The sequence below is a fragment of the Fluctibacter corallii genome, from assembly GCF_025751585.1.
GTDB classification, from domain to species: domain Bacteria; phylum Pseudomonadota; class Gammaproteobacteria; order Enterobacterales; family Alteromonadaceae; genus Fluctibacter_A; species Fluctibacter_A corallii.
This window is the reverse complement of sequence record NZ_JAOWKX010000003.1, coordinates 138,323-158,319: the sequence shown is the minus strand read 5'-3', so window position 1 is coordinate 158,319 and position 19,997 is coordinate 138,323. Positions and strand designations below refer to the sequence as shown.

Annotated in this window: 14 protein-coding genes, 1 tRNA gene and 1 pseudogene; 8 read left to right on the top strand and 8 right to left on the bottom strand. The window is 43.1% G+C overall.

The window, feature by feature from the left end; genetic code table 11:
* Positions 1-234 precede the first annotated feature (234 nt).
* Positions 235-609 carry a DUF413 domain-containing protein gene (gene maoP, locus OE749_RS06955; protein ID WP_263711684.1) on the bottom strand — a complete coding sequence of 125 codons (375 nt, stop codon included), beginning with the start codon at positions 607-609 and terminating at the stop codon, positions 235-237.
* Positions 610-804: 195 nt separating this feature from the next.
* Between maoP and OE749_RS06950 the strand changes: the two are divergent.
* Both OE749_RS06950 and OE749_RS06945 read left to right on the top strand, forming a co-directional pair.
* Positions 805-1,077 (top strand): annotated as a pseudogene (locus tag OE749_RS06950) (IS66 family transposase); the annotation flags it as partial.
* Between the two features lie 258 nt (positions 1,078-1,335).
* Positions 1,336-1,866 (top strand): DUF7010 family protein, encoded by a 531-nt coding sequence (locus OE749_RS06945; RefSeq protein ID WP_263711683.1) that lies wholly within the window; start codon positions 1,336-1,338, stop codon positions 1,864-1,866.
* A gap of 257 nt (positions 1,867-2,123) precedes the next feature.
* On the opposite strand, the gene OE749_RS06940 is transcribed toward OE749_RS06945, so the two are convergent.
* From OE749_RS06940 to OE749_RS06915, 6 genes are all read right to left on the bottom strand, one after another.
* Positions 2,124-3,470 carry a Fic family protein gene (locus OE749_RS06940; RefSeq protein WP_263711681.1) on the bottom strand — a complete coding sequence of 449 codons (1,347 nt, stop codon included), beginning with the start codon at positions 3,468-3,470 and terminating at the stop codon, positions 2,124-2,126.
* Between the two features lie 217 nt (positions 3,471-3,687).
* Positions 3,688-4,176: a GNAT family N-acetyltransferase gene (locus OE749_RS06935; protein WP_263711680.1), complete on the bottom strand. Its 489-nt coding sequence runs from the start codon at positions 4,174-4,176 to the stop codon at positions 3,688-3,690.
* 1,562 nt (positions 4,177-5,738) lie between these two features.
* A complete protein-coding gene (locus OE749_RS06930; RefSeq protein ID WP_263711679.1) occupies positions 5,739-5,879 on the bottom strand; it encodes a hypothetical protein in 141 nt (46 codons plus the stop codon).
* Positions 5,880-6,032: 153 nt separating this feature from the next.
* On the bottom strand, positions 6,033-6,527 hold the full coding sequence (locus OE749_RS06925; protein ID WP_263711678.1) for a DUF4442 domain-containing protein: 495 nt from the start codon (positions 6,525-6,527) through the stop codon (positions 6,033-6,035).
* Between the two features lie 99 nt (positions 6,528-6,626).
* The gene (locus OE749_RS06920) at positions 6,627-8,192 is read right to left on the bottom strand and encodes a tetratricopeptide repeat-containing sulfotransferase family protein (protein WP_263711677.1); all 1,566 of its coding nucleotides are present in this window, start codon (positions 8,190-8,192) and stop codon (positions 6,627-6,629) included.
* A gap of 81 nt (positions 8,193-8,273) precedes the next feature.
* A complete protein-coding gene (locus OE749_RS06915) occupies positions 8,274-10,679 on the bottom strand; it encodes a TonB-dependent receptor (RefSeq protein ID WP_263711675.1) in 2,406 nt (801 codons plus the stop codon).
* Between the two features lie 383 nt (positions 10,680-11,062).
* Between OE749_RS06915 and OE749_RS06910 the strand changes: the two genes are divergently transcribed.
* From OE749_RS06910 to OE749_RS06885, 6 genes are read left to right on the top strand one after another with little or no spacing between them, the layout of a single operon-like run.
* A complete protein-coding gene (locus OE749_RS06910) occupies positions 11,063-12,664 on the top strand; it encodes a pyridoxal phosphate-dependent decarboxylase family protein (protein ID WP_263711674.1) in 1,602 nt (533 codons plus the stop codon).
* Positions 12,665-12,673: 9 nt separating this feature from the next.
* On the top strand, positions 12,674-13,990 hold the full coding sequence (locus OE749_RS06905; RefSeq protein ID WP_263711672.1) for a lysine N(6)-hydroxylase/L-ornithine N(5)-oxygenase family protein: 1,317 nt from the start codon (positions 12,674-12,676) through the stop codon (positions 13,988-13,990).
* Positions 13,987-15,204, top strand: coding sequence for an MFS transporter (locus tag OE749_RS06900; RefSeq protein ID WP_263711670.1), 1,218 nt, complete (start codon positions 13,987-13,989; stop codon positions 15,202-15,204). Before OE749_RS06905 ends, OE749_RS06900 begins: the two co-directional genes overlap by 4 nt.
* A 6-nt stretch (positions 15,205-15,210) precedes the next feature.
* Positions 15,211-17,613, top strand: a complete 2,403-nt coding sequence (locus tag OE749_RS06895) for a GNAT family N-acetyltransferase (protein WP_263711669.1) — start codon at positions 15,211-15,213, stop codon at positions 17,611-17,613.
* 5 nt (positions 17,614-17,618) lie between these two features.
* The gene (locus OE749_RS06890; RefSeq protein ID WP_263711668.1) at positions 17,619-18,332 is read left to right on the top strand and encodes a hypothetical protein; all 714 of its coding nucleotides are present in this window, start codon (positions 17,619-17,621) and stop codon (positions 18,330-18,332) included.
* Between the two features lie 9 nt (positions 18,333-18,341).
* Complete coding sequence (locus OE749_RS06885; protein WP_263711666.1) at positions 18,342-19,433, top strand: DUF1624 domain-containing protein; 1,092 nt, start codon at positions 18,342-18,344, stop codon at positions 19,431-19,433.
* A gap of 279 nt (positions 19,434-19,712) precedes the next feature.
* Here the strand turns inward: OE749_RS06885 and OE749_RS06880 are convergent.
* Positions 19,713-19,788 (bottom strand) — tRNA-Gly (locus OE749_RS06880).
* Positions 19,789-19,997: the final 209 nt, after the last annotated feature.

The following is a 19,997-nucleotide window of genomic DNA, read 5'->3' as shown; positions in this document are numbered from 1 at the left end:
TGGTATTAGGTAAAAATATCTAACGTATTTAGGTTCCTCTGCGCATGATAAATCTCACGCTAGATTTACACGTTGCATGGACAAAAACTATACGTTAGATGGTAGGAAGAAAAAACAAAAAAATAGATAAAAGTGAGACATATATCCCAATATAAGAATTTTTTAGGATAAATATCTCACTTAAGTAAGAAATGAATGGCTAAATTAGGATATTGTTAACAGCGCATTAACAAATTATTCATCATCAACATCCAACTCAATCGGAGCGTCATCATCAATGGTATCGTCATCATCACCAATATCGGCAGCTTTAGTGCCATAAATACTGCCTAACTTCGGTCGATTGATGCGCTTCTGATACTTTACCCAAGCGCGTTCAGCCACAGATTCAGGCTCCTTTTTTCCGAAAGCCGCCTGCAAGAAACCATGATCTTCATCGGTAGAAGGAGCGAGCTTTCCGTCGACCAGTGACGCAATAAGATGACCATACTGACTTAACGCCTTACTCTCCGAGATTGAAAAATCTCCCGAGCGAGCAAATCCGTAAGGATAATTTTTAGGATCTGAATAGTTTTTTTGGAGCAAGGTGTCGCGCGTAATTTCTGCCATAAAAGGATCTCAACAAAAATTAAAACTAATAAAAACTCACAAATTAATAGATTCAATCTTAGAGGGTGTCAATAAAATTTCATGGAACTTTTTGTGACACTAAACCGAGCTGTATTCGGCAACCTTTAACGACATCAACTCAGTAACGCAGAAGGCGCGGCAGACTACATTGTGGAAGTGTGTTCGTCGTAGCTAAAGTACACGCGCTATACATTCAATGGGCGACTGAATATCGATAATAATCGCACTGAGCGCGCGATTAAACCGTTCGTGATTGGCAGAAACAACTGGCTGTTTAGCCAAACCGCCAGAGGCGCAAACGCTAGCGCTGGTCTTTACAGCATCTTAGAAGCCGCTAAGGCTAACGACCTCAATGTGTTCGAGTATGTAATGAATTGCCTCGAACAACCCAATCAACCCAAAATCAATATTAAGCAACTGCTATCATGGCAGTTTGCTAAGCGTTAGGTGGAATTACCCCAAATAGCGATGATAAAAAGGAATATGCAACTAGTCATTTAGTAACGCCCGCCTATTGATAGCTTTCTTAAACGCAACCTTGCCATGCTCATTCACACTATGGATAATGATGCTACATTTGGTTAGAACAACGCCAAAAATTTTTATACTCATTTGGGCTCTCCACTCATTTTTGAATTTTCGCACATCGGTGCCAAGTTGGTGTGGAATCCATATCATTCATTAGATGTCTACAGGGAAGTTGAGTTGGATTCAGTAACGTCAGCACAAAAAGATATGAGAGCGGCATATTGCTTCGGGATACCAGGAATAATAGCTTCAGGATCAGTATGGTTAGTCGCTGGCTTAGCGGCTTTACTCTCAGAGCCTCTTCATGGAGTTATTACGCTAATATTTGGCGGTATGGTGATATTTCCAGCTTCCATAGTTTTATGCAGAGTTTTTGGTTATAGCGGTAAACACGCCAAAGGGAATCCGCTAGCTCCTTTAGCAATTGAAGGTACTATTTGGATGTTGCTTTCTATAGTCATCGCTATTGTTCTAGCAACATTCAATATGAGTTTGTTTTTCCCCGCAATGCTTTTTATTATAGCTGGTCGCTACTTAACGTTTGCAACACTTTACGGTAACCAGATATTTTATTTATTTAGCGTATCACTCGTACTCGCAGGTTTGCTGCTTTCAATCATAACCCCCCCGATTTTTGTTGGCGGTTTAGTCGGTGGCTTAGTGGAGATAGTCTTTGCATTAGTAATATACATTCGAGTAAAAATCTAACAAACTAAACCAGCAGTGAGACTGTAAGATTCTCTGTGTAAGTGTCTGTTTATCATAGTGATGCGCGGTCACTGTACATAATTATAAACTGGCTCATAGCCGCTTTCCAATCCCGGATGAGCATTGTCTCAATTGGCTATCCACTTCGAAGGGCGACTGGATGACGTTCTAGATATTTAAGCCCGATTAGCTGACACAGAATTCTGAACGCTCTCTCCCCGGGAGCTTGCAACCAACTTAATGTGTTTGTTATGCAATTATACCTTTGATGTATTGAGTTTTTTCAAAAGGTCTGATGGTGCAATGTAAATTGTTTTCCTACCATCTTTAGTAGACAAAAACAGCTTAAGGTCAGTGAGCTTATTGAGGTATGCTCTAGATGTGTTGTCCGTTATCGAATAAGACTTTGAGACTTCTTTTATCGAAAATATTCTTCCCGGTTCTTTGACAGCTTTCTTTATTAGATCTTTTTGAATAAAGTTCAAGGTATTTCCCCAAACCGTTTTTTCTAAAGATTCAGATATTTTTTTGAATTCCGAAACCTTATGATTGAGATAGTTTTTTAGCTCTTCGAATGCTTTAGATATTGTATCTAATTGAAAATAAATAAAATAAGTTAAGTCATTATTATCTTTTTCAGTATACATATACGATAAACCGTAATCTTTAGGCTTTTCTTTCAGTAGTTTACTAATAGAGATATATTTAAATAGCGTATATTCACTTTTAAGCATAAACCAATAAAATAATGCTCTGGCAGTTCTGCCATTCCCATCCCTAAACGGGTGCTCATAACCAATCATAAAATGAAGCACGATTGCTTTTATAAGTGGATGAACAAAATCACCCCCACCTTGTCCAGAGTGATCCTCATTTGCAAAATCACACAACAGCTTTAACCGCCTTTCAATTAGCTGAAAGTCCGGCGGTTGGTGTGCTACATTTCCATCACCGTCCTCTATATAAATATCGTTATCCACTCTAAACTCTCCAGGCACAACATTGTTCTCCGTTGTACCTTGGGTAGCAATCCTGTGGAATTCCAAAATCATATCTAAAGTCAGCTCATCTTTGTTTTTTTGCTCAGCATATTTGAGAAGAAGGTAATTATTGAGAATCATTCTCTCATCTTCATCAATAGGCTCTCTTTCTTCCTCCAACATTTTCTTTGCTACTTCTCTAGTAGTAGAAGCTCCCTCGAGTTGCGCACTAGTGATCGCTTCTTCCATAATCAAGGAAGATACTAAAAATCTGCTCTGTAAGCTGTCGCTAGCGGTTGAATCTGCAACTGCCCCAACATTTCCGCCAGTCACTTTTACTAGTTGATATAGGATAGCTTCCATAGAATGAGGGGTGCAATAAACGAATGGCTTGCCATTTTCGTCATTTAGTCCTATTCGCTTATATTGAGACATTCTTTTAAATTTTACTGCTTTCCATAAACTTTCAGCATTTTTCTTCTCTACCCTCCACTTAAACTGGCTCCAATGAAGATAGCGCCCTTTTGCATCAGTTATGTCGCACTGTTCCAATAGTGGTGCTATTTCCCTAAAATCATCAGGGAGGTTTATTGTTGGAGGAGTTTCAACTCTTGACTTGGCCATAACTCACCCTTGAAAAATTGACTTAGACCTTTTATATAGTGAGGTAAAAACATTTAAAACTCAAATTTTAAAATTTGAGTTACGGAGTGGGGAGAACTTTTAACAAGTGCATAAGGTCTTGCTAACGGGCGATAACGCTATACCACCCAACTTATATTTTGTACCCTAAACACCGAAGCCGATTTGTATGAAAATGACCAAGCGTTAGCAGTCCCTGTTAAGCGATTCGTTCTAGCCGTTTTTCCATTGCGCTTAGTTCCCAGACCTTACCTTCAAACTCTCTATTCCCCGCTTGAGTTGAAGTAATTTGAAACCCAAGTTTTTCATAGCACCTTATTGCCGATTCATTATGGCTAAAAACATTTAGAGTCAGCAAATTAGCATTGAAATCCAGTTGTGCTTTCTGTGTAATCAATCGCATCATTTCTTGAGCCAAACCTTGTCCACGAAACTCGTTTGCAATGAATACTCTACACACGCGAAATTCCGACAAAGAAACTTGAAATAGTTCGATGAAACCAACATTCTTGCCTTCATGCTTTACGAGGAACGGGAACGCGGCTTCCTGAGCGCAATGATGCTTGATTTGCTGATATGAAAGAGGAAACGTATAAGCGGGGCCACCCCACAAATAGTTCAGTTCCTTTGAGTCAATCCAGTTGATCAACTGCTGATAATCGGACTCTTCAAATGCAGTAAGTTCCATTTTTCCTCATTAGGCTATACCACCGCCATATGGCGCACATAAATGCTTAGCTAAAATTAGCTACGAAGGAGCGCAAACCAAGCGTTTTGCGTCCCTGCCATCATGGCCTTGTTAACTGCCAACAGCACTTCCAATTATCACCGTTACTAATATGCAGAAACCCGAAATATAAGTGGCGTATCCAAGAAAACGTGCCTCACTACAAAGCTGCTGAAATTTCTCGTCAGGAACACTAAGGAAGCCTTGAGTTAGTAGGTACTTTTGAAAATTCCAATCAACATCATCAGTGCCCAAAAGAAGACTCGTAGCATCAAGGCTATAATAACGAGCGCAGCGAGGGAGCCTACGTATTTTTGTCCTCAGCGAGCGCAGCGAGTGTTAATGCGTTTGTTATATGTCACTTTCAAATACAATCAATGCCCAAATAACATACCGTGTATATAGCAATTAGAGGAAAGAGCCCAGTATAAATTACTGAAAGAATGCCAGCGAACCAGTGAATAAAAAGTGATGAAGATTTTTTAAAGATGCTTGCCGTAACGAGTGTAATTATTAGTGGACTACCAAACATTATGGTGTAGCTCATTGCATTTTTAATTTGAGAGCTTTCTATACTGTATGCCGACTTTTCGAAGAAATAACCATATGCACCAAGTAGAGCAACAGCGATTAATACTATGATAGAAATTGGAACTACTCCCAATTTGATTCGTAGCCTAAAAATTAATTCAGCAGCAGAAAATAGCAATAAGAAAATAATGGCTAAGGTAGCGACCAAGTCATTCTCCTTGACGTATAACGCCTTTGTTAAACGGCCCACATTTGCCGACTATACAGGGAGCGAAGCGCCCCCCAACCAGTGAGTTTTGATCTGAGCAATTGGCTTATTAGGTGGCATGCTTATTTTCAAAAAATCAAATTCAAATTCCACATATCCTTCTTTGGTAACGCACAATGTAAATAGACCAAACTTCAAGCCTTTATCTCTATTCTTAATAACTGATGCATTAAAATACTCTTTTTCGTCTCCAAAAGTGATACGTTAATCATGGTGACGTCCCATGGATACTCAAAACTTATTTCTTCCATTTGACGCTCTGACACTTAACACAAAATTAAGGGGCACAAACACGCTATACTGCGAAGCCAATTGCTTGTTTGTCTCCCAGCCCCCCTTAGGCGCACGACTTAATTTGTTTGTTATGTTTCATTTTTCGTCTTTAACTGGACCTAATAAAAATGTCCAAAAATCACCGTTTAGTCTTTCATAAAGATGAGGGCACTTTCTCTTTATCACTGGGTTCAGAAAAAATAATACAAGATCTTTGATGCACAACAACACTAAAAACAAACCAACGCCGAACAGGTATAGAGGGTGCCTACGGTAATCTGTATAGCCCGAAGTAAATAAATACCATGCCCAAAAACAAGTGCCTATTCCAAGCGCGATTAACACAAAGTTAGTTACTATTTTTCTGTTCATTCCTTGATACTAATATGTCTTATTGAAACATAGCGTCCGAGCGAGCGAAGCGAGTGTGTTTATTGGTTTGTTAGAGGGCTTAGTCACCACCACCTCCGCCGTCACTACCTGACGAAGCATTAGACCAACTGTTATCTGTTCTTCCACCTGTTCTTTGCCCACTGATATTAAATATGTCACCCATTATTGGCAAAGCTAGTACTTTTATGGCTAGGTCCATAGCTAAATTCCGAGACCTCTTTACTTGCGATGTACTTCTGAGTGGCAAATATAAAAACACCCAGAATAACAATGATGAATGAAGCAATTCTTACCCATGTCTCAGAATACACAATAACTGCGCCAGCGGCCTTTATTTGAGAAGGAATTGGTATCAGCCGCGCTTTTTCGGCACCCATGCCCAAATCATTTCACCGACCATCGGTACAACGCCGAGCTCATCTACCAGCTCAAAGGCAACGGATATATCCCCTTTCTCTTCTGTATTCAGTTTTTGCAACTGCTCAGGGGTTAGCCAGGCTTTAACGTGAAGCTCGCCTGTTGAGCGTTTTACGTAGTTAAGGTTCATGTTTTTAAGCAATGGAAGTTTATCACCAGGTAAATTCAAGCCAACAATAAACCCCGTGGCAGATTCTGCCAATAGTGCCATACCCGCAGCATGCACACTGCCAATGTGATTTTGTACTTTTCGGTAATTAGGCTGGCGAAAGGTAACACTGGTGCCATCCGTTTCTAAAATATCGACTTTTGCTGTACCAGCCAGTTTGACTTTAGAGCGAAACGCCCACGTAATAAGGCGACGACTCAGCCATGCCGGACCGTGATTCACTCGATCAACAAATTTACGTAGCGGATTAGGTGACGCCATATGATAACTCCAACTGGTTAGACCAGCACGCAGTTTGCCAGTATTCGTCTTTGTTAACAAGACTTTAAAACATTAGCGTAGTGCATAATACCTGTCTATTTATCTCGTCAATTCCTTAGCAAATGCTGGTACCCAGTCTGGCAGATATGCATCAAAGTGTTTCCAGCGCGCTACATAACGGGTATGTATGGCTTCTCTTACCTGCACCGCACTCGCTGTCGCGACCGCTTGTTGATTATTCTCAACCGCTACCATATTGTCTTCCCAATCGAGCTGGCAAAAAGACACTATCGTATTCAATTGCGTTTCAGGATCAGACACAAGCTCTTCATAGTTTACAATAAGAAAGTTATCAGGAGCGGCATCAGAAAAATTATCAATGACTTCGACAAATTCTCGGTAAAATGCCGCAATGCTTTCGAGTGAATATGCGTAGCGATAATACGGATTTCGGATAGCAAATAATTGACGATAATTACCAATCAGCGTATCCATTGGATTGCGCTGCATACAGATGATTTTGGCCTGTGGGAACGCCGCGCGTATCAGAGGCAAATAGAAAAAATTAAACGGCAACTTTTCAATAAACCGTTTTGCTCCTTGCGCGGCAACACGGGTTTGATGCAAATATTGCGTTGCAAGCTCGGTCATATTTATCTGTTTTGCCGCAAGGAGTGTGTCTGCATCGAGCACACCGTGTCCGGCAGTGCCAGTAAGGCGTTTTAAAGCAGAACCAAATGCCTGCGTTTCTCCCACACTCACGACATTTCTGTGATTAGATAACATCCTGTCTAGCAATGTTGTTCCGCTTCTGGGCATGCCTAATACAAAAATAGGCTGGTCTGATGTACATTCGCTTTGCGAAAGCCATGCAGGCGAGCGAATCAATTGTTTTGTTGCATTGAATAGACACAAATCCTGCTCAAACTCATAGTCAAATTCAGCAAGCGCAACCGCCTTGGCGCGACTCAACGCGTCAAACGCCTGCTTGTACTGAGACAAGGCTTCATACTCTTTGCACAGCGCATGTCCGATATGCAACGTTGCTTCAACGGTATTATTTTGATCCTCAAACAGGGTTTCAAGCCGCGGAATATGATTATTCTCTGGGTTGATATGACCTAAATCTGATAAAGCAAAATGTGAGGGATAATGATTCGGTTGAAGGCGAATAGCGTCTTCAAATGCACTTATTGCTTGTGCAAACTCGCCTGAAAATTTTGCCGACACACCAAAATTGTAATGAATATTAGCGACGTCCGGTGCGGCTATCCTAGCCAACGAAAAATAGCGTAACGCCAACTCATGTTGCCCGACATGACTGAGTGCAACACCGAAGGTATCTAAGTGAGTTGCTGACATGGCCGATGATGCCGGAAATCGCTCCGTAACAGACAGTACGCTATTTGTCTCAGCGAGCAAGCCGTAGGTTTTCGCCAAATATGCGCCATATTCAGTACGATGTTGATAAGATAAAGCCTTTTCGAACAACGCTATGGCTTTTTTCGGGTTACCCACTTCAAGATTCACAATACCCAGCAAAAAATAGGCGTCCGCATGCGTGGGTGATGCTTTAACAATATCAACAAGCAGTGGATGGGCATCAATAAACTTGCCGCTATTAATCAATGAAATAGCGCGCTGGTGTTTTGAAGTAATATTCATTTTATCATCATCGCAAAAACGGCAGATATAAAAAAGGGCAGTGTTGCTGCCCTAATCCATCTTGATTAATCTGATGTGAGATTAAAGTTCAAAATCGTAATCAAATCTCAAACCAATCGTGCGTGGCGTGGTAATAAAGTAACCATAGTTACGTTGAATATCAGCGCCATTTGCTGTTGTAATATCAGCGGCTCCACGGCGGGCAGAAACCACCGCGTATTTGTCGAATAAGTTATCAACGTAGAAAGTCAGTCCCCAACTTTCTCCAGACAATCTCGCCGATATATTGCTAAGCGCATAGCCAGATAGCGTTTCGCCATCGTCTCTTAGCCCCGTTTTCGTAATGATGTCACTTTGGTAGGTTAGGCCGTAGTTGATATCTAGCATTTTGTCATCAAATACAGGAACAGAGTAATTTGCACCTAATGAGAACTGTCTCTCTGGCGATCCCGGCAATCTGTCGCCAGAATAGCCATGCTCTCCATTTGCGTGCAAAGCTTCAGTAAATGACGTCAATTCTGCTTGAGTGTAGGCAAACGTGGCGTACATCGTAAATTCATCAGAAATAACCGCGCGTGATGACATTTCTACACCGCGAGCTCTGGCACTGTCTGCGTTAATAATAATCGGTTGCTGCCCGAATTGGGTTGCGCCTTGCACCTGTGGGTCGATCCAGTCTACGTAAAACAATGCGGTATTAAAATGCAGTTTGTTGCGCATCCAACTTGACTTAAATCCAAGCTCGAAGTTTTCCGTTGTGTCTGCTTTGTAAAGGGTTTCTTCTGGCAGCGCACAAACGTTCTGGAAATCAATGTCAAACACATCCGACGGACATGCCGCTACCGCATTTGCACCACCGATTCGCAGTCCTTCACTGGCGGTGAAATAGGTTAAGATCTCAGGTGTGGCTTGATAGCTCACGTTAAATTTGAATAACGTGCCATTGTCTTTAGCATTGGTGCTAAGTAACTCCAACTCTACGGAGTCAGGCGCACGCCCTTCAAACACCGTGTAGTAAAGAGGTAAATCCACCGCAGATTCTGCGCTAATTTCGTACTCATACGCACGCATGCCTAATGTGATATTCAGGTCGTCGCTAATCTCGTAGGTTAGCTCACCAAATAGTGCACGCTCGTATGATTCAACAAAATCAACCGATAAGTACTCTAGTGCATCAGGGCGAGCTTGAATGCCTCCCCAGTTCTCTACCGCAAACTTGTCAAAGTTTGGCGTAAATTCTTGGCTCATGCCTTCAACTTCTTGTTTACTAAAGTAAAACCCAGTAATCCACGATAATGCACTATCCGATTGTGACACTAAGCGAATTTCTTGTGTAAACGTATCGGTTTCATCCAGTTCTCTGGTGAATGAAGAAAATGCAGGAAATTCCTCATACCCGAAGTCCAAACGCACAAGCAAGTCAGTCTGATCGCGTTGACCATCAGCTTCAAAACGGCTCAAACCTGTCGCAGATACAAGCTCAGCAAAACCTAAGTCTGCGCTGACTTCCAAACTTAGTAAATCATCTTCTTTATCACGCGGCTCTTCATATCGATAAGCCGATTCATATTGCCCAATACGGTCTGACAGCGGGTTACTAGGCGATAGTGTATCGCCATGCACAATGGAGCGCCCTTCTGTCTCTTGCTTTTGATAAAGATACGATAAGGTTGCATCAATGTTATCTGTTGGCGCCCAACGCAAGGCAATCCTTGCGGTTTTGGTGGTTTCTCCATTATGATCTTTTTCAGCACGCAGGTTTTGTGCTGTAGTCGCCTCATCATTCCAGTCAGGGTCAGGAAGTGAAACACCCGCCTTCTGCACGATATAGTTATAATCAATGAAGCCAGGATCATTGAAGTAATTAAAGTTCACTCTTAATGCGAGACTATCGTCAATTAATGGCGTATTAAATACGAAGCCAGCTTCTCCGCCAAAATCATCACTTTGAGCTATATCAAACGCTTCGCCATAGACTTTACCTGAAACCACATCTAGCTCAGCTTCATGAGGAATGTAGCGAAGTGCGCCGCCTAGTGTGCCCGCACCGTATAGCGTGCCTTGCGGGCCAATCAGTACTTCTACGCGCTTAACGTCTAGCAAACGAATATCAGCATCAAGCGGAATTTCACCGTAATAAGTGGCTACCGTACCCGAATCAGAGTCAGGGCCAGAAGGGTTAGTGTTAAGCCCGCGCACAATGATAGGTGAGCCAGAGCGACCGCCTTGATCCTGAATTGTCAAGCCCGGTACCCAGCGCGCAATATCAGAGAGATCATCAATATTTTGTTGGGCGAGCACGTCGTCATTTAACGCTGAAATATTCAGTGGAATTTCCTGCACCGTTCCCGTTCTACGGGTTGCTGTTACCTCAATTTTTTCTATGCCTGAAGTATCTTGGGCAAACACCTCCAAAATAGGAAGTAATCCAGACGCAACTGCCGCGGCCACCGCTGAATGCTTAAATAACAACCGTGTTTTACTCATTTTTATGGGATCTCTCAAAAAACTTATACAAATAAATCAAGCCGCGGATCATCCATAGATACGGTAAATAGGTCAAGCCCAAAAAGAGTATTTATTCACTTTTTTTATATTATTATCTATAGCCTTCACCTATACCACCAATAGACAACTACAAAATGCTCATTATTAATTAAATTTTGCTTTTAATATTTTTGCGAAGCAATTGAGTGAATAAAAAATGAATAATTATTCACTGCATCATATTAAACCATTCCCATGCAGCTCTCAAATAGCAGCTACGTAATTTAATTTCAAGGTAAATATTTCACTCTAAATTCACAAAACTGTATTGCTATTGATAATTATTATCATTAGCATTTAATGAGAACAAAGGGGAACATACCATGACATCGTTATTACATCCGCTCTCGCCTACCTCATTCGACGCGAGGGAATCAGCTGCCTCCGGCACTGATAAAAAAGATATCCGCCAGTTTATTTTTGCACCTGAAAACCTGATGCAATACGGCATCGGCGCACTACAAGCTCTCTCTTCTGTGCAAAGTGCCATTGCCAGCGCACACAAACCTTTTTCAGGCACATCGGTAGATAGCCTTTCACAGCAAATTGCACAAATAGATTTGTCAACGCCACTCTCAAGTCTCAATGACGTCATGAGTGAGGTTAACGACATTTATCTTAAGCACGCAGTCTATTTTCATCACCCTCACTACGTGGCGCACTTGAATTGCCCAGTGGTGTACCCATCCGTTATTGCCGAGCAAGTACTTTCGGCAGTGAACACATCGGTTGATACTTGGGATCAAAGCGGTGGTGCTACCTTAATTGAGCAAAAGTTGATTGACTGGACCTGCGACAAAGTAGGTTTTACAGCATCACACACATCACAACCCGATGGCATTTTTACCAGTGGCGGCACGCAGTCAAATTTGATGGCGATGCTTGTGGCACGCGATCACGCTATTTCACGCGTCGCACCTAATTGGAACGCCAAACACGATGGCCTACCTGAGGTAACAGCTCGATTTAAAATTTTCACCTCAGAAAAGAGTCACTTCAGCGTACAAAAAGCAGCAGCGCTGCTTGGACTAGGCTACAACGCGGTGATTCCTGTCCCCGTAGATCAGTACTACAAAATGGACACTCAGGCTCTAGAGCAATTGATTTCATCAACATTGAATGAAGGCAACATCCCAATCGCCATTGTTGCAACGGCAGGCACGACTGACTTCGGTAGCATTGACCCACTTAGCGACATGGCAAACATTGCATCTCGTCATGAAGCATGGTTTCACGTAGATGCCGCTTATGGTTGCGGCTTACTGCTTGGTACGCACAAAGAAGCATGTTTACAAGGCATCGAGCACGCTAATTCCGTGACCGTTGATTACCACAAATCATTTATGCAGCCAGTAAGTTGTAGCGCTTTCTTATTACAAGACCGTACACATTTCTCACATATCTCCCATCACGCAGAGTACCTCAACCCATTGAGCGACGCTGATGCAGGCATTCCAAACTTGGTCGACAAAAGTTTACAAACCACTCGACGATTTGATGCCCTGAAATTATGGATGAGCCTGCGCACAATTGGAGAAACAGAGATAGGCCAGGGGTTTGAAGCCGCTCGTATTCTTGCGCGTCAAACATTTATGCTACTTAGCGAAGATGAGCACTTCGAAACGCTCCACGCGCCAGAACTCACAACCTTGGTATTTAGATATGTGCCTAGCGAATACGATCTCACCAACCAACAACTGGATGAGATCAATCAATCAATTCGTGACACGCTAACAGGTCAAGGGCAGATTATGATTGCCCGCACCAAAGTAAACGGTCACTACTATTTGAAGTTCACACTGCTTAACCCTGCAACCGAACTTGAGCACATGCGCCACATCATTCAGGCCATCAAGCTCGCAGGAGTTCAAGCCACAAACAACCATTTACCCTCAGCGCTATCAGCAGCAGATCAAAACACGTAAGGACGCATCATGCATAACGCAACTGTATACGATTTTATTGCCGTTGGGCTAGGCCCATTCAATTTAAGTCTAGCCTGTCTAGCTGAGCCGCTTGAAGAGGTGAAAAGCTTATTCCTTGAACAAAAATCTGAATTTAATTGGCACCCAGGCATGATGCTTGAGGGCGTAACATTGCAAACGCCATTTATGTCAGATCTGGTCACCATGGCAGATCCAACCAACCCATATAGCTTTTTAAACTACGCCAAGCAAACGGGTAATCTTTATCCGTTTTACATTCGCGAAAGCTTCTTTTTATTCAGAAAGGAGTACAACCAATACTGCCAATGGGCAACACAAAAGCTATCTAACATTCGCTTTGACACGCGAGTGACAAATATCACCTATAACAAGGCACATGATTGGTATGAGCTTTCCACGAGCTCAAATGGCCAGCAGCACACCTACTTCGCAAAGCACATTGTCATCGGCACAGGGCCAGCCCCCTATATTCCTGATGCATGTGACCTCAACGATTCGCGAATAATTCATTCTTCGCAATACATGCAACACAGAGAATCACTTACCGAAGCCAATCGTGTCACCGTTGTCGGCGGAGGGCAAAGTGCAGCAGAAATCGTACACGACTTACTCGCTAACAAACCACTTCATCAACACGAGACTGCGTTGAATTGGGTCACACGTTCACCGCGTTACTTTCCGCTTGAATACACCAAGCTGACGTTAGAAATGACATCACCAGAATATGTTGATTATTTCTACGACTTACCAGAAGCCATGCGCGACAAACTTAACCGTCAGCAAACGAATTTATACAAGGGCATCAACGGCACGTTGATCAACGACATTTACGATTTGTTGTATCAAAAGCGGTTAGACGGAAAACAGAACATTTGTTTCAAAACCCTCAGCTCCTTAGATGCGCTGACGTCACAAGCCGATGAACTTCAATTGACGTTTACTCATCAAGAGCTCAACACGCCATATCGCCTCAATTCTGATTATGTGGTGCTAGCAACAGGGTATCGCCCGCAGCTACCAACTTTTTTGGAAGGAATCAGCGAACATATCGCTTTTGACGGTAAAGGCCGTTATGCCGTTGCCCGCAACTACGCCATTGATAGGCAACAATCTCGTATATTCGTTCAAAATGCGGAGCAGCATACCCATGGTTTCGTTACGCCCGATTTGGGTATGGCCTGCTATCGCAATAGTCATTTACTTCGCTCTATCACTGGCAAAGAATATTACACAGTGGAGGAGAAAATCGCCTTTCAAACATTCTCGTTAGATGACGTAGAAACACTAGACGAGGTAAATGCATGATCCTCAGAACATGCCTTATCGCGTTAACGGTAATTTCAGTTGTCTGCGACACAATGTTACTACCGTTTTATCCACAATTTTTCGCTCGTGAATTTGCGATGGAGTCTTCTGTGCATACCGGTGCGTACATCGCAATGAACTGCGTAACGGTAATGTTAGCCCTTCCCTTTTGGGCCGCGCTGGCAAAACGCGTTAACGAAGTACACATATGGGTATATACACAACTGGCGGCCGCGTCACTAGGGCTAATCTGCTATTTCGCCACGGATTTGGTGACATTTTGGATTGCTTCACAGTTAATGTTGGTATTTAAAGCCAGTTACCTGCTGATTTACCCATTTGTATTGCGATTGGAAGAAAAGCACAAGCACCTCGGCATAGTTGGGCTATTCAGTGTACTGATGCACTTTGGAGGCATTGGTGGCGCGCTAGTTGGAGGCTGGATTTTCGAAACGTTTGCGCCAAGAGATGTTTTTCTTGTCAGCCTGTCAGGCGATCTGTTGCAAGTCGGTATTTGCCTTTGGCTAATTCAGCGCCTGTCGCTGGCGGCTACATACTCTGCATCGGCAGTGAAACATGAAACGAAGCGCGCCTCTACCCCTTCTTTCATATGGTGGATAGGCGCTGCAACTTTGGGGGTGTATGCCTTTGCATTTTTGGCCCGACCATTTTTTGCAACCCATTGGTTATCGCTAAGCAGCGACGCAAGCGAAACCCTTGCAGGGTTCGTTTATGCCCTTCCTGCTTGGACAGCATTGACAATGCTTTGCTTTAACCATTATCGAAGCAAGATTCGCGTTCCAAGATTGCATCAGCATCACACCTTCATGCTATCACTGGCCGTCGCATCAGCAGGGCTCTTTTTACATACCTCGACGCAATTCGAAATCATTGTGTTAGGCCGTATTTTGTTGGGTATCGCTATGTTCCAACTTACGGTGTTGCTGGAAGTTATGCTGTTCGAACGGAGCGAGCCTAAACACTATGCCAAGGACTTTTCTCTTGTGCATATATTCCAAAATTTAGGTGTGATTGCGGCATCGCTAACAGCCGGGGTATTAGTCAGTGGCAACGCAATTACTCAGCCGTTTTACGCTGCATCAGCTGGCTTTGCTCTTTGCTTTGTCGTCGTGTTTGTTGTGCATCGATGTAAATATGTCAGCAACCCACAGTCAGCGCCCCCTCCTCATTTGAATTCAACCACGGAACAATAACGTAAAATGAATACACAATTCCCTGATAATTATTCTTCAACTTTACCGTATTTCGGCAATTGTGAACTCTTACCTTTCACGCCCGATGACAGCGAATGTGTTTGGCAGTGGGTGCGTGCAGAACACGCCCATTTCTGGGGTATGCAGCAACACTCTCTCGACGAAGTACGCGATTTTTACCTAACATTAAACCAGTCTACTCACAGTCAAGCCTATTTGCTTTACCGTGATGGCAAGCCTATCGCACTAACAGAAATATATTCACCCGACTCCGATCAAGTGGGCAAAACCTACGATGTGCAAAGCGGCGATATTGGTATGCACATATTGCTGGCGCCCAGTACAACGCGTGAGCCTAATTTTAGCTTTCACGTAATGCAATTTGTGATGCAGGCCCTATTTTCCCAGCGTGCAAACTTACGGGTTGTGGTAGAGCCAGATGTGAGAAATCATAAAATTCATACGCTCAATAAACGCGTCGGCTTTATTCATACTAAGACCATTCAGATGGGAGAAAAACAGGCATATTTAGGATTCTGCACCCGAGAAAGCTTTGAGCGCGCCATAGCAATAGAAGCGAAAATCAATCAATCACAATCTAATAAATCGATGTTAAGCACCGCTGAACACTTGAACGATACCCACTACGCCGCAGCAACGCGTGCCCTAGTGCGTAAAATGATCAGTGAATTTTGCCACGAACGTCTACTGTCTCCGATGCATTTGTCTGAGAGTACATATGCATTGACCTTTGACGGCGGTGAGTACCAGTTTAACGCATCTCAAATGCTGTTAGCGCACTGGAACATCGACAGCCAGTCAATTGTTAAAATAGTAAAAGAGGAACATGGCCAAGTTCAAATACCGCTGAATGCACAGCATTTTGTCTTGGAGTTTGCCGACATTCTCGGGCTTAATGGACTCCAACTGGCGACCTATTTAGAAGAAGTGGCTAGCACCCTTGCCAGTGCATGTTTTAAACGCCAGCATGAAACATTATCTTCAAGCGAATTGGCACAAGCAGAGTTTCAAACGTTAGAAGCCGCAATGACTGAAGGCCACCCGGTATTCATAGCCAATAATGGGCGTATTGGTTTTAGTAGCAACGAATACCAGCAATTTGCACCTGAGTGCGCCCGCCCTGTTCGCTTACTATGGATTGCCGTATCAAATACCGTCGCAGAATTTACTTCTTCCATCGTTGAGCAACAGTCCGACCTATTAGCTAACGAGTTAGATATTACGCTTCGAGACACCTTTAATCAGGTGTTAAATACACACAATATTCACCCTGACAACGTGACTTTAATGCCTGTGCATCCATGGCAATGGCAACACAAACTCAGCTTAATATTTAGTAGTGAAATCGCCAACAAGCAGATTGTTTTGCTGGGCGAAAGTGATGATTATTATCAGGCGCAACAGTCAATTCGTACCTTTTACAATATCAGCCATCCCTCTAAACACTATGTGAAAGTGGCGCTGTCTATTTTAAACATGGGCTTTATGCGCGGTTTATCAGCGAAGTACATGCGCGTCACACCTGCCATTAATACATGGGCGCATTCGTTATTGAGTAAAGATGCGACGCTCAGTGAGTGTCAATTCTCTCTGTTGCAGGAACATAGCACAGCGGGATTCACCACGGATACGTTCTCTCACTCTGCTGTTGGCGATACGCCCTATCAAAAAATGCTGGCTGCACTCTGGCGTACCTCGCCGTCTTCATTGATTAGCAATGACGAGCAACTAATGACAATGGCTGCACTACTGCACAAAGATTACAAGGGTAATAGCCTGCTTGCCGCCTTAATAACACGCTCGCCCTTATCGCCCGCACAATGGATACAACGATATCTCAATGTGTATCTGACGCCTATTTTGCATTGTTTTTATAAATACAAATTGGTCTTTATGCCACACGGTGAAAACCTCATTTTACGTATGCATAACAGCGTGCCAGTGGGAATATTCATGAAGGATATTGGCGAAGAAGTATGCTTGCTCAATGCAGATATCGACTTACCAGATAACATTAGCAGAATATGTATTTCGATGCCCGAAGACATTGAATTGCTGAGTATCTTTACCGATATTTTCGATTGTATCTTTCGCTTCATGGTAGAGGATTTAGTGAACGCTGGCTTGATGAGCGAAGTGCAATTCTGGACATTAGTATCCAACATAATTGAGCAATATCAACAAGCACATCCTGAACTGTCTGAGCGATTCCAGCAATACGATATTTTCACGGCAAGCTTTAAACATTCCTGCTTGAACCGTCTACAACTGGGAAATAACAAACAGATGGTGGATTTAACTGATCCTGCAAATAGCCTTAAGTTTGCCGGTGAATTAGACAACCCATTGCACCTAATTCGAAGCCAGCAATTCAAAGAAGCGAGCTAGCACTCATGTTACCCGCGACTGACGAATGCAACCTACCAACTTGTCGGCTATCAGAAGCACTCACGTCTATTATTCCGGCAACGTATTGGAGCAAACACAGCAATGAGCACAGGCACCTTGATGCTGATTTTGTTGAATGGGTTCGTCAGTCGTTAGTAAACAATCAACAAAGCGCTAAATATATTCCGTCTCGCTACTTTCGCATTAACGCATACTTGCAGGCGTGTTGGTTGCCAATCTATGCAGTGCTGTGTCATCGTGCAATGGCACACAGAACCATAGACTGTCATTCAATCCCTTTATGTATCGAAGACGGTACTGTTAAAGCGGTACTATTGGCTAGTAGTAAGCACCAGCCAATCATCAATGTACTGCACTCCACATCGTGGATTTCACAATTTAGTGCACAAAGTAGTGCGGTATTTTCAACAATTGCGACAGCTTTACGCTTACCCAATAAAACCATAAATGAACTGAATGCTGATGTATGTAAACGTGCCGTTTCCTCGCTGCTTCACAATCGCAGGATAAACTTGACGCAAGCCAATTCACTACTGGCCGAAATCAAGCAAGCGCTAGACATCAAGCAAATCCATTATGCACAAATGACGTCTACAACAATGAACGCATGCAACTTGAGGTTGCAATGCTGCGAGCATTTTCGGTTGGAACAACGTTTTTGTGCTGATTGCCCCAAAACCCCCAAACAGTTGGTATAGAGAAACACCATGACCTCGCAAACACAAACAAACCGATTGCACACCATCGACTTTGCTCGTGGAATCAGTGTGCTAATCATGATCGCCGTACACACGCTGTGGATGTATGGAAGTAAAGAAACCCAATCCGAATCGATGCTCGGACATACCATCCACTTACTAGGAAAAGGCACCGCAGCCTTTTTAGTAGCAATGGGCATTGCGCTGTTTTTAACGCCCAATAACACCCCAAAACTATTGGTTAAACGAGGGTTTATATTGCTCGCCTTAGGCTATGGAATGAATATCCTTAAGTTTATTCTGCCAATCAGTGCGTTTGGCACCATGCCAGAAACCTTCATTCAAGCCTATGGCTGGCAAAGTCCACTTACGGTTAACCAGCTAACTTATTTGATATCTACCGGTGACATTTTACAACTTGCGGGGATCTCACTTATTTTGATTGCGCCTATCATCTCTTTGTCGTTGCCATCATGGATGTACTTGATGTTAGTTGGTATCTCGGCTTCGTTGTCTTATGTAGGCCCCTTAATTTCTTCGCAACCCTATATCGCCAAGCTGTTTTTTTCCCAGGATTATCAAATCTACTTTGCTGTATTTCCATGGATTTCAGCCATTTTTGCGGGCATGTTTCTCGGCAAAATTTTTGTTGAAAGTCAACTTGACCAGAGCGTGCTATTTAACGCTTGCCTCGTCTCAGGGCTAGGGTTTCTGGCTCTTAGCGCACCGCTATTGCTATCTGATTTTTCCATGCACTTTAATAACTTTTTTCATTTGAAAAGCGGAGGCGTACTCTATTTAATTGGTCTGAATTTTGTCGCGCTGTGGGGCATTAAAAAGTTAGAAAGGTTTTGGCTTAACACACGTATTTACGGGTTTATACAATACTGTAGTAAACACGTTACCAGTTTGTATGTTACCCAATGGGTACTCATTTGCTGGGGGATGGGAATCGTTGGTTTCTCAACACTGTCACCGACTCACACATTAGCGGCCATGCCTATTGTTGCAGGTACAGTGTTTGCCACGCACACTCTCTACGTAAAAGTAAGTAATAAACTGAAAAAAAGACAACCGAATTATACAAATCAAGTGGCTTAACGCCACGGTTAGTGAAAAAGGAAAAGGCGGCTCATGACATTCCTCGTCACTTCGCGAGCCGCCCATCACACACAAACTGGAATAGGCTACCTGACCATTTCTAGTCAAATACACATTTTTTCAATCTTTTGTTGAACAGCAATCCGTCGCGTTTCAGAAGAAACGAATTAGCCCAGAGACCAATGCTCTGGCTGGCAATGAAGTTCTTGAGAGCAGAAAACGACAAAAAAGCGCATGACGCACTTTATTTTATACTTATTATTTGCTCGATATAAAATTTGGAGCGGGAAACGAGACTCGAACTCGCGACCCCAACCTTGGCAAGGTTGTGCTCTACCAACTGAGCTATTCCCGCGTATTTTGTTGCGCTTATAACCTGTAGCGTGCTTCGTTATGACCTTGCCAAGCCTTGGCAATTACTTCGTAACGAGGATGTGCACGACCAACTGAGCTATTCCCGCGTATTTTGTTGCGCTTATAACCTGTAGCGTGCTTCGTTATGACCTTGCCAAGCCTTGGCAATTACTTCGTAACGAGGATGTGCACGACCAACTGAGCTATTCC

What these genes read in the sequence shown, in the direction of transcription:
- maoP (WP_263711684.1), bottom strand. Translation starts at nt 609, where the DNA reads ATGGCAGAAATTACGCGCGACACCTTGCTCCAAAAAAACTATTCAGAT.
- OE749_RS06940 (WP_263711681.1), bottom strand. Translation starts at nt 3,470, where the DNA reads ATGGCCAAGTCAAGAGTTGAAACTCCTCCAACAATAAACCTCCCTGAT.
- OE749_RS06935 (WP_263711680.1), bottom strand. Translation starts at nt 4,176, where the DNA reads ATGGAACTTACTGCATTTGAAGAGTCCGATTATCAGCAGTTGATCAAC.
- OE749_RS06930 (WP_263711679.1), bottom strand. Translation starts at nt 5,879, where the DNA reads ATGGACCTAGCCATAAAAGTACTAGCTTTGCCAATAATGGGTGACATA.
- OE749_RS06925 (WP_263711678.1), bottom strand. Translation starts at nt 6,527, where the DNA reads ATGGCGTCACCTAATCCGCTACGTAAATTTGTTGATCGAGTGAATCAC.
- OE749_RS06920 (WP_263711677.1), bottom strand. Translation starts at nt 8,192, where the DNA reads ATGAATATTACTTCAAAACACCAGCGCGCTATTTCATTGATTAATAGC.
- OE749_RS06915 (WP_263711675.1), bottom strand. Translation starts at nt 10,679, where the DNA reads ATGAGTAAAACACGGTTGTTATTTAAGCATTCAGCGGTGGCCGCGGCA.
- OE749_RS06910 (WP_263711674.1), top strand. Translation starts at nt 11,063, where the DNA reads ATGACATCGTTATTACATCCGCTCTCGCCTACCTCATTCGACGCGAGG.
- OE749_RS06905 (WP_263711672.1), top strand. Translation starts at nt 12,674, where the DNA reads ATGCATAACGCAACTGTATACGATTTTATTGCCGTTGGGCTAGGCCCA.
- OE749_RS06900 (WP_263711670.1), top strand. Translation starts at nt 13,987, where the DNA reads ATGATCCTCAGAACATGCCTTATCGCGTTAACGGTAATTTCAGTTGTC.
- OE749_RS06895 (WP_263711669.1), top strand. Translation starts at nt 15,211, where the DNA reads ATGAATACACAATTCCCTGATAATTATTCTTCAACTTTACCGTATTTC.
- OE749_RS06890 (WP_263711668.1), top strand. Translation starts at nt 17,619, where the DNA reads ATGTTACCCGCGACTGACGAATGCAACCTACCAACTTGTCGGCTATCA.
- OE749_RS06885 (WP_263711666.1), top strand. Translation starts at nt 18,342, where the DNA reads ATGACCTCGCAAACACAAACAAACCGATTGCACACCATCGACTTTGCT.